Source organism: Pseudomonas sp. NPDC090208 (genome assembly GCF_044746785.1).
Classification (GTDB): domain Bacteria; phylum Pseudomonadota; class Gammaproteobacteria; order Pseudomonadales; family Pseudomonadaceae; genus Aquipseudomonas.
Window position 1 is genome coordinate 1 of sequence record NZ_JBIVCU010000012.1, and the last position, 10,643, is coordinate 10,643.

Annotated in this window: 7 protein-coding genes; 4 read left to right on the top strand and 3 right to left on the bottom strand. The window is 63.9% G+C overall.

All coding sequences use genetic code 11. The features are described 5' to 3' along the window. Positions 1–1,200: 1,200 nt before the first annotated feature. Together ACIPL0_RS19635 and ACIPL0_RS19640 are read right to left on the bottom strand one after the other, a co-directional pair. Complete coding sequence (locus ACIPL0_RS19635) at positions 1,201–2,730, bottom strand: ArnT family glycosyltransferase (protein ID WP_400598910.1); 1,530 nt, start codon at positions 2,728–2,730, stop codon at positions 1,201–1,203. 169 nt (positions 2,731–2,899) lie between these two features. Beyond that, positions 2,900–4,213, bottom strand: a complete 1,314-nt coding sequence (locus tag ACIPL0_RS19640; protein ID WP_400598900.1) for a sensor histidine kinase — start codon at positions 4,211–4,213, stop codon at positions 2,900–2,902. 285 nt (positions 4,214–4,498) lie between these two features. Here ACIPL0_RS19640 and ACIPL0_RS19645 point away from each other — a divergent pair, with 285 nt between their 5' ends. The 3 genes from ACIPL0_RS19645 (at position 4,499) to ACIPL0_RS19655 (ending at position 8,189) form a co-directional block, all read left to right on the top strand. After that, positions 4,499–5,506: an iron ABC transporter substrate-binding protein gene (locus tag ACIPL0_RS19645; protein WP_400598899.1), complete on the top strand. Its 1,008-nt coding sequence runs from the start codon at positions 4,499–4,501 to the stop codon at positions 5,504–5,506. Positions 5,507–5,574: 68 nt separating this feature from the next. Continuing rightward, positions 5,575–7,122: an ABC transporter permease gene (locus ACIPL0_RS19650; protein WP_400598909.1), complete on the top strand. Its 1,548-nt coding sequence runs from the start codon at positions 5,575–5,577 to the stop codon at positions 7,120–7,122. Next, a complete protein-coding gene (locus ACIPL0_RS19655) occupies positions 7,119–8,189 on the top strand; it encodes an ABC transporter ATP-binding protein (protein ID WP_400598896.1) in 1,071 nt (356 codons plus the stop codon). Before ACIPL0_RS19650 ends, ACIPL0_RS19655 begins: the two co-directional genes overlap by 4 nt. Positions 8,190–8,195: 6 nt before the next feature. Here the strand turns inward: ACIPL0_RS19655 and ACIPL0_RS19660 are convergent, their stop codons facing one another. After that, entirely contained in the window at positions 8,196–9,410 is a 1,215-nt protein-coding gene (locus tag ACIPL0_RS19660; protein ID WP_400598895.1) for an MFS transporter, read from the bottom strand. A 177-nt stretch (positions 9,411–9,587) separates the two neighbouring features. Between ACIPL0_RS19660 and ACIPL0_RS19665 the strand changes: the two genes are divergently transcribed. Beyond that, positions 9,588–10,499, top strand: coding sequence for a LysR family transcriptional regulator (locus ACIPL0_RS19665; protein ID WP_400598892.1), 912 nt, complete (start codon positions 9,588–9,590; stop codon positions 10,497–10,499). Positions 10,500–10,643 lie beyond the last annotated feature (144 nt).

Here is a 10,643-nt window from a genome sequence, read left to right on the forward strand (position 1 = left end):
GCCTCGCTAATGCTCGGCATACCCGCACTCCGGCAATGCTCCGTGGGCACGCCGCGAATGGGCCATCCATGGCCCACGCGGCTCTCGCGGCATCCGTGCCGCTCGACCCACTGCGCATCGCCTGCGTTCGGCCTTCTGGGACGGGGCCCCAAGGTCAAAAACCAAATCAAAAGCCAGATCAAAAGCCAAGCGAGCGCATTCCCTGTGGGAGCGGGCTTGCCCGCGAAAGCGGCCTTGAGATCGCTACCGCCGGCAAGCCGGACTGCTACGGTTCGGTAAATGCCGTCTGTTTTTGATTCTGGCCGAAGGCCGTGGGAGGGAGCTCTGCTCGCGAAAGCGGTCGGTCAGACGGCACAGCAGGGGCTGGACTGACGCAATCGCGAGCAGAGCTCCCTCCCACAGATGCCTGTTGCCTGGCAGATCTCCATACATCTTCACAATCTGTCAGGCCAACACAAGAAACCTGTGGGATCCGAGGTTACGAGGGTCGCGAAAGCGATTTGCCTGACACACCGCCTTCGCGACCCTCGTAAACTCGGATCCCTCCCACGGCCTGCGGCCAGAAGCAAAAGCAGATGGCATAAATCGATCCGTAGCAGTCCGACTTGCCAGCGGTGGAGATCTTGAGGATGCCTTCGCGGGCAAGCCCGCTCCCACAGGGGATGCGGATGCGCTCGCTTGGCTTGTGCTTTTCAGCTTTTGATCTTGGGGCCCCGTCCCAGAAGGCCAAGCGCAGGCGATGCGCAGTGGGCCGAGCGACAGGATGTCGCGAGAGCCGCGTGGGCCAGGGATGGCCCATTCGCGGCGGGCCCACGGAGCATTGCCGGAGTGCGGGTACATCGAGCCAAAGCGAGATGCCGTATGGCGGGGATAAGAGCCCTTGGTTACTTGGGGCTTTTCCAAGTAACTCGCCGTCAGGCGAAACCAAGCTGCGTTAGCAGCTCAACAGTACATCAGACACACCGCGTGCACAGGACTTACGACGACTTCGTCGCCGGTCGCAGGGCAAGCCAGCTCCTACAAGGGTCCGCGTAACGTGCCGATGGCGAAACAGGGCTGCGTTAGCAGACCAGCAATCCATCAGACACACCGCAGGCACAGGATTTACGACGACTGCGTCGCCGGTCGCAGGGCAAGCCAGCTCCTACAGAAGTCCGCGTAACGTGCCGGAGGCGCAACAGGGCTGCGTTGGCATCCCAATCACTGCCCCGGCAAGCGCAGCAAAACATAATCTTCCTTGTCAAAACGCCCACTGATCAGCACCGGCAACGCTGACAGGCGATTGTCGTGCAGTTGCTGGAAATCGCTGTTGCTCATCACCACATTGGCCGGCCCATGAATGCGGTCGAGCTGTTCGGCGGTATCGGTGAACACCGGCAGCAAATCCTCGTCGACATTGACCATGAACTTGATCGCCTTGGCGTCCTTGCCCATGCCGTGCAGCACCAGCGGCGCCGGGTCGGTACGGGTCGCATCGCGCACCATGCGGGTGAAATGGCGGGTGTCGTACAGGTTGCGCTCGACCTTTTCGACCATGCCGATATACCCCGCCCACACCGCCAGCACCGCGCAGAGCGGCAAGCCATACAGACGCAGGCGCGGGCGCATGAGCAGAGGCATGGCGATCAGTTGCAGCATCCCCAGCAGTATCAGCAACGGGCCGATATCACCCAGCGCTTCCGGAAAACGCGGACGCGCCAGCAGCAGGCCGGCCATCAGCGCGCCAGGGATGAAGCAGCACAGCGTCAGGATTATCCCGCGCAGCCAGGCGAATGCCTTGCCGCTGCGCACCTGGAACGGATAACCGGCAATCACTGCCGCCATGGGCAGCATCGGCAGGATGTAACGCGCCTTGCGCACCTGCGGGACCGACAGGCCGATCATCACCGTCAATCCAGCGCCGGCACACAGGTACACCAATCGCTGGGCCGGGCTGCTCTGGCGACGGCTGGTCAGCAAGACCGTGATCAGCACCACGATCGCCACGGGATAGGCCAGTGCGTAATTGCTCAACGAGCGGCTGAAATACCACAACCGCGGCCCCGTACCTTCGCTGCCGTCCATCCGCGAAGTGACCTGCATGCGCAGCACTTCGCTGACCAGCGACTCACCGCCGCTGAGCCAGGCCAGACACAACAGCGCCAGCGCGCAGAGCACCAGCAACAACAGCGCCGCCAGGCCAAACCGCCACAGCCGCGACCATTGCTGTCCGATCAGGTAATAGCTGCCGACCACCGCCCCCGGCAGCACCGCGCCGATGGGCCCACGGATGGCGAAGCCCAGCACCAGCAGGAGCAATACCCAGCCCATGCGCCGTGGCGAGCCGAAGTGGTCGTGGGCGTAGACAAAATAGAACGCCGCGAACGACACCGTGGCCAGCATCTGGTCCAGCGAAACCGCCCGGGTTTCGCTGATGAAGGTGTTGGTCAGCAGCATCAGGGCGATGCTCAGCCATGCCCAGCGTCGCGAGTACGGCGACAGCAGGCGGTACATCAGGCCGACGGTGACCGCCGAAGCGAAGCAGGTCGGCAGCCAGGCACTGAAGCTGGTGACTTCACCGAAAGGCAACGAGCACAGGTAGATCAGCCAGGTCGAGAACCCCGAGTAGTCCGGATACGGCTCGCCATAGGTGGTGGGAAACAGGCTTGGCCCATGACGCAGCATTTCCTGGGCAAACAGCACGAAGCGCGAATCGAAGCCGATGATCGCCAGTTGCCAGCCGGCTGCCATGAACAGCAGCAGCGCCAGAGCACCTGCGCCCCACGCCTGCCGTCGGGCCTGAGCCGGCGTGACACCTGAAAGGAATTCGGACTCTATCGCGGTCAATGCACCCTCCTCTTGATTCAATCCACTCATTGCCGGGAACCGGCTGTCGAGACTTGCCAAAGCGTAGACGCGATCAGCCGGTTTGACCGATCAGCGCAGGGCTGTCGATGACCGCCGTGCGGTTCAGCGCCACGGTGAAACAGCATCCGCCGCCTTCACGGCTGGTCAACGTGACGCACCAGCCCTGGTTGGCACAGATCCGCTGCACCAGCGACAACCCCAGCCCCAGGCCCTCGCCCCGCTGTTCGTCACCGCGCACGAAAGGCTGGAACATCGCCTGCTGTTTTTCGTGGGGAATGCCGATGCCGCTGTCTTCGACGCTGAAACCATCGGCTTTCAGGGTCAGGCGAATGAAGCCGTGATCGGTGTAGTGCCAGGCATTGCGCAGCAGGTTGCCCATGACCGAGCGCAGCAACGCGGCGTTGTACTGGCCGCCCGCCTCGGCGCAGGGCTCGTGGATCAGTTTCAGGCCCTTTTCGGTGACGGGCTGATGCCAGACGTCCAGCAGTTCTTCGGCGATCTGGGTCAGGCTGGCCTGTTGCGTCGGCGGCGGGTTGCGCCCCTCGGTGCGCGCCAGCAGCAGAAAGGTTTCCACCAATTGATTCATGCCGGCCGTTGCCTTGGTGATGCGTTGCACCTGCGCCAGGGAACGCGCGTCCAGGTTGGGGTTTTCCTGAAGCAGTTCGCAGGACGTCGCCAGTACCATCAGCGGCGTACGCAGTTCGTGGCTGACATCGCTGGTGAACAGCTTTTCCCGACTCAGCGCAGCACGCAGCCGGCCAAGGGTTTCATCGAATGAGCGGGCCAGCGCGCCGACTTCGTCGCGGGCATAGTCGTTGGCCAGCACCGGTGCCATTTCCAGTAACTGATCGCGATGGCGTACCTGCCCGGCCAGACGCGAGACCGGTGCCATGACCCGCGCCGCCAGCAGACGCCCCAGCAGGACGGCGAGCAGCACACTGAGAACGAAACCGACCAGCACCACGCCGAACAGCAACCGCTCGCGCTTGACCGACTGACGCTGGTCGCGCAGCAGGACATAGCGCCGACCGTTCACCTCTTCGACCATGGCGAAATAGGCTTTCTTGTCGCGCAGAAATTCGTGATAGCCGGGCTCCATGCCCTTCAGATCGTCCGTCATGGCCAGATCGCCGACGCCGTCATCGGCATAGAACAGCTCGCCCTTTTCCGGGCGGTGGTGCCATTCATCGGCGTTTTCCAGCGTCAGCAGACGATGCAGGTTGCCGCCCAGACTGATCGAGGTCAGGCGCTTTTCGACAACATGCACCGTGGCGATGATCCCCACTGCAAAGACGCCGGCCACCAGCGTGCTCATGAGGGCGAACACAATCACGATCCGCTGTTTCAGGCTGTGTTTGATGTCCATGGTGTTCCGTGCATAACGATCCCCGTGTCGTGGCCCTTGTGCCACCGGCGGCGATTATGAGTCGTGGTATGTGATGGTTTTGTCAACGCGGCTGGAGGTCCCGCCCGGTGTGCCCGTTGACACGGCATGAACGGCAATTTGACGATTTTTTCTCATCGACGACACTAATTTGCCAGCGCCTCTCATGCGCTAATGATTCGCATTGATGGAATCGGTCCTACAATGCTTGCTGGCAGCCGGCAGCCCCCGGTATCGCTCATCCCTCCTTCGTTCGGGAATACAACAATGACTCTCTACAGACCCACCTTCGTCAAAGCCGCCCTGTTCGCCGCCATGGCCTGGTCCAGCACCAGCGTCTGGGCCGATGACGGTCTTGTCGTGTACAACGCCCAACATGAAGGCCTGACCAAGGCCTGGGTCGAGGGCTTCACCAAGGAGACGGGCATCAAGGTCACGCTGCGCAACGGCGACGACACTGAAATGGCCAACCAGATCGTTCAGGAAGGCAAGGCGTCGCCAGCCGACGTATTCCTCACCGAAAACTCGCCATCGATGGTGCTGGTCGACCACGCCGGTCTGTTCGCACCGGTCGCACCGGCCACCCTGTCGCAGGTGGCCGAACCGTATCGTCCGGCCCATGGCAACTGGGTCGGCATTGCTGCCCGCTCCACGGTGTTCGTCTACAACAAGGACAAACTCAGCGCGGACAAGCTGCCGAAATCGCTGCAGGACCTCGCCGATCCGTCGTGGAAAGGCCGTTGGGCTGCATCGCCGGCCGGTGCCGACTTCCAGGCCATCGTCGGTGGCCTGCTGGCGCTCAAGGGTGAAGCGGCAACGCTTGAATGGCTCAAGGGCATGAAAGCCAACTTCACCGCCTATCGCGGCAACAGTGCGGTGCTCAAGGCGGTCAATGCCGGGCAGATCGACAGCGGCGTGATCTTCCACTACTACAGCTTCGTCGATCAGGCCAAGACCGGCGAAAACAGCAAGAACACCTCGCTGCACTACTTCAAGCACAAGGACCCGGGTGCGTTCGTGAGCATTTCCGGCGGTGGCGTGCTGGCGTCCAGCAAACACCCGGAACAGGCTCAAGCGCTGCTCAAATGGATCACCGGCCAACAGGGTCAGGCAGTGCTGAAGGATGGCAAGTCCTTTGAATACGCGGTCGGTCAGGGCGCTGCGTCCAACCCGAAACTGGTGCCGCTGGCCGATCTCGATGCGCCAGCAGTGGACGCCTCGAAGCTGGACAGCAAGAAGGTCGTCGAGCTGATGACCCAGGCCGGGTTGCTGTAACCGTGCAACCGGAGCCCTTCTCCAGGCCGCTGAAGAAAGCCGCAGCCGTGACCGCGCCGGTCGCGGCTGTGCGCGCTTCCAGACGTCGGCGGCCACGCGCCCAACCAGTGTGGATTCGCGGCAGTTCGCTGCTGGTGTCCCTGCTCGCCCTGCTACCGCTGGGCTTTGTCGTGTACATCGCCTGGGTCAGCGGCTGGGACAGTATCGTGCAGCTGGTTTTCCGGCCACGGGTCGGTGAACTGCTGGTCAACACCGTGCTGCTGATGCTGATCACCCTGCCGCTGTGCGTGGTGCTGGCGGTGGCGCTCGCCTGGCTTACCGAGCGCAGCGATTTGCCGGGACGGCGCCTGTGGTCACTGCTGGCCACGGCGCCGCTGGCGATTCCGGCGTTCGTCCACAGCTATGCCTGGGTCAGCCTGATTCCAGCCCTGCATGGCTTGCCCGCAGCCGTGCTGGTGTCGGTGCTGGCTTATCTGCCCTTTCTCTATTTACCGGTCGCCGCCACGTTACGGCGCCTGGACCCGGCCATCGAAGACGTCGGCCAGTCGCTGGGGCTCAAGCCGCTGGCGGTGTTTTTCCGCGTGGTGCTGCCGCAATTGCGCCTGGCCCTGTGCGGCGGCGTGCTGCTGATCGGCCTGCACCTGCTGGCTGAATACGGCCTGTTCGCGATGATCCGCTTCGATACGTTCACCACGGCGATCTTCGATCAGTTCCAGTCCTCGTTCAACGGCCCGGCGGCCAACATGCTGGCCGGGGTGCTGGCGCTGCTCTGCCTGGCATTGTTGACGCTGGAGTCCGCCGCTCGCGGCAAGGCCCGCTATGCCAGGATCGGTTCGGGCAGCGCCCGCCAGCCGGTGTTGCAGCGCCTGTCGATGCCGGCCACCTGCTGTGCGCTGTTGCTGCCGATCAGCCTGACCGCGCTGGCACTGGGGGTGCCGCTGATGACCCTCAGCCGCTGGCTGATCGCCGGTGGCGTCGAGGTCTGGCAACAGGACGGCCTGCTCGACACCGTGCGCCAGACCTTGTGGCTGTCCAGTGTCGGCGCCCTGCTGATCACCGCCGCCGCGTTCCCTGTGGCGTGGCTGTCGATTCGCGCACCAAGCCGCTTCAACCGCGTGCTGGAGGGCTGCAACTACATCACCAGCTCGCTGCCGGGCATCGTCGTGGCCCTGGCACTGGTGACCGTCACCATCAAGGTCGCGCGGCCGATCTACCAGACTGCCGTGACCGTGCTGCTGGCCTATCTGTTGATGTTCCTGCCGCGCGCGCTGGTCAGCCTGCGTGCCGGCATCGCCCAGGCCCCGGTGGAGCTTGAAAACATCGCCCGCAGCCTTGGCCGCACGCCAGCCCAGGCGCTGTGGCGGGTCACCCTGCGTCTGGCAGCGCCGGGCGCAGCGGCCGGTGCGGCGCTGGTGTTTCTGGCGATCGCCAACGAACTCACTGCAACCCTGTTGCTGGCGCCCAGCGGCACCCGCACCCTGGCCACCGGTTTCTGGGCCATGACCAGCGAAATCGACTACGCCGCCGCAGCGCCCTACGCGCTGATCATGGTGCTGCTGTCGCTGCCGCTGACCGCCCTTCTCTATCACCAATCCAGACGCACGGCAGGCCGATGAACGCCCTAGAGCTCCATGCCCTCAGTAAATCGTTCGGCGGCGTCAGCGCGCTGAACCAGGTCAGCCTGTCGATCGCGCCAGGCAGCCGCACCGCCATCGTCGGCCCGTCCGGCTCCGGCAAGACCACCCTGCTGCGCATGATCGCCGGCTTCGAGTTTCCCGACAGCGGGCACATTCTCATGCACGGCCGGCCGCTGGTGGACGACAGCCACGAAGTACCGGCCCATCAACGCAACATCGGCTACGTGCCGCAGGACGGCGCGCTGTTCCCGCACCTGTCGGTGGCCGCCAACATCGCCTTCGGCTTGAGCGGTGAGCGCGAGGCCAAGCGCCAGCGGGTGGCGGAATTGCTGGAGATGGTTGCCCTCGACAGCGCCATGGGCCGACGCTGGCCCCACGAGCTGTCCGGCGGCCAGCAGCAGCGCGTGGCCCTGGCCCGGGCGTTGGCGCAGAACCCGGCGATCATGCTCCTCGACGAGCCTTTTTCAGCGCTGGACACCGGCCTGCGCAGCAGCATGCGCAAGGCCGTCAGCCAGTTGCTGACGGGGGCCGGCATCACCACCATCCTGGTCACCCACGATCAGGCCGAAGCCTTGTCGTTTGCCGATCAACTGGCGGTGATGCGCCAGGGCCGACTGGTGCAGGCCGGCGCGCCGATGGAGCTGTATCGCCACCCGGTGGATGAGCAGACGGCGCTGTTTCTCGGCGACGGCATCGTGCTGCCGGCGTGGGTCGAAGGTGACATGGCGACTTGCGAGCTGGGCAACGTGCCGGTCATTCGCCCACGCCGTCAGGGCGCCGCGCAGATCCTGCTACGTCCGGAGCAACTGACCCTGAGCGCCCTCGATGGCGGACCGGACGGATCGCCCGGCACCATTGGCAGGATCACCGAAATCGATTTCGGCGGCAGTGCCTGCATGCTCACCCTGGAGCTGCAGCCCGGCAGCAACGCCCACGGAGAACCGCTCGGGCGGCGCACCCTGAACGTACGCAACCCCGGCATCAACGTGCCGCCCGTGGGCAGCCAGGTCAGGCTGGCCGCCAGCGGCGAGGCCCATGTGCTGTGACGCGCGTCACTGCGCGGGTCGCATCAGCAGCATGATCAGCGCGCAGCCGCCCATCAGCACACAGGTGGCGATGAACACGATGGGCATGCCGAAGTGCCCGCCCAGATAGCCACCAGTCAGCGGCCCCAGCACCTGACCGACGTACTGGCTGGAGGTGGAGTAGCCGAGCATGCGCCCGGCCACGGCGTCCGGCACCGAATGGCGGATGATCGCGGCGATGCACGGCAACAGCCCGCCCAGGGCAATACCCATGAGAAACCGCAGCGCCACCAGTTGCCATTCATTGCTGACGAACGCCTGCGGAATCAACAGCAAGGCCGCCGCCGTGAGACAGCCGATCACCACCTTGCGGTGACCGATCCTGTCGGCCAGCTTGCCGATACGTGAAGACGACAGGACGCTGGCCAGAGCGGTCGCCGACATCACCAGCCCGGCCATGAAAGTGACGTTTTCGGTGTGCAACTGGGTCAGGTAAACAGTGATGATCGGCTCGATGGACATGATCGAGAACATCACCAGACTCGCCACCACGAACATGGTGATCACCGGGCGCTTGTCCGCAATCTGATCCCACGGCCTGACGCTCGCCGCTTTCGGCGCACCGGCAGCGCGTTTCGGGCGCGGTGCCTCTTTCATCAAGAACAGCGTGGCGAGAAACGTCAGAAAGATCACGCCACCGGCCAGAAAGAAGGTATTGCGGATACCGATCAGCGGCGGCAACAGACCGCCAATCAACGGCCCGGTGAGGTTACCGGCCATGATCCCCGACGCCAGCGTGCCCAGCGCCCAGCCTGAGCGCTCCTTGGGCGTCTGAGTGGCGACCAGAATGGTCGCGCCCGAGGCATAACCGCCCAGCAAGCCGGCCAGCAGGCGCAGGCCCACCAATTGATAGATGTTTTCCGCCAGCCCGATCAGCGACATGGCGATGGCCATGCCGAGGCTGGCGCGGATCAGCATCAGCTTGCGTCCGTAGCGATCTCCCAGCCGTCCCCACAGCGGCGCGGTCAGCGCGGCGGACAGAAAGGTCGCACCAAAGGCCGCCCCCGACCACTGCACGACAGCGGCCGGATCGCTGACACCCAGGTGTTCGACGTACAGCGGCAGAAACGGCAGCAGCAGGGTCATGGCGACGATGGTGGTGAACGAACCCAGCACGCAGACGGCGAGATTGCGTTTCCAGTGCTCTTCAACAATGTTGGCGGGAGGTGTCAGGTCGGTCATCACGGCGCTCTCGGCTCAATCGTGACAATACGGTAGAGCGATGGCAGCCATAGATAAAATTCATGTTTTTCATGGACTGGATTCCCATAAGGAATATCACAGTTTTTTCTGGAGGCTTTTCGCCAGCGCCGGTTTGTCGCAGACTGCCATTCTTCAGGGTTAGACAGTGGACACAACGTGGACCGAATCCAGGAAATGACCATCTTCGCCGCGGTGGCCGAAGGCAGCAGTTTTGCCGCGGTGTCCCGCGCGCTCGACCTGTCCACGGCCACCGTGACCCGGGCCATCGCTCAGCTGGAAAGCCGTCTGGGCACGCTGCTGGTGGTGCGCACCACGCGCCAGCTGCGCCTGACCGAAGCCGGCCAGCGCTTTGCCGAAGACTGCAAGCGCCTGCTCGCCGACCTGTACGAAGCGGAAAGTTCGGCGGCGGGCATTCATTCCACACCCCACGGCCTGCTCACGGTCAGCGCGCCGCAGATGCTCGGCGATCTGCATGTGGTGCCGATCATCACCGAGTACCTGAAAGACAACTCGCAAGTGCAGATCCGCGCGCTGCTGATGGACCGCGTCGCCGCGCAACTGGACGAAGGCATCGACGTGTCGGTGCGCATCGGCCAGTTGCCTGATTCGTCGCTGACCGCCATCCCGGTCGGCTCCGTCAGGCGCATGGTCTGCGCGTCGCCAGAGTACCTGGAGGCCAACTGCACGCCTCACCACCCCAATGACCTGATCGAGCGCGAAACCGTGTCGGTGATCTTCGCCGGCCGCAGCCCGGACTGGACGTTCATCGTCGGCGGTCAATCCCAGGAAGTGAAAGTGCGCTCGCGCCTGGCCGTGACGTCGTTCACCTCGGCGATCAATGCTGCGGTGGCAGGCTGGGGCCTGACGCAAGTGCCGTCGTACCAGATCCGTGAGCATCTTGAGAGTGGCAAGCTGCTCCCGGTGCTGGAATCGTTCGAGATCCCGCCGATGCCGGTGCACGTGATCTACGTCGAAGGTCGGCGGGGTTCGTCCAAGGTGCGTTCGTTTGTCGACTACTGCGTCGAGCGTCTGCGAACCGAGCTGGATTATCACGTCGGCGGACGCTGAAAACACGATTGCCCGCAGGAGCGCGCTTGTCCGCGAAGGCGTTCTGTCAGCCAATACAGCAGTGTCAGAACTGACGCTTTCGCGAGCAGGGCTCCCTCCCACAGATCGAGGTGTTCGCTGGATTCAGGTCGATCAGCACAATCC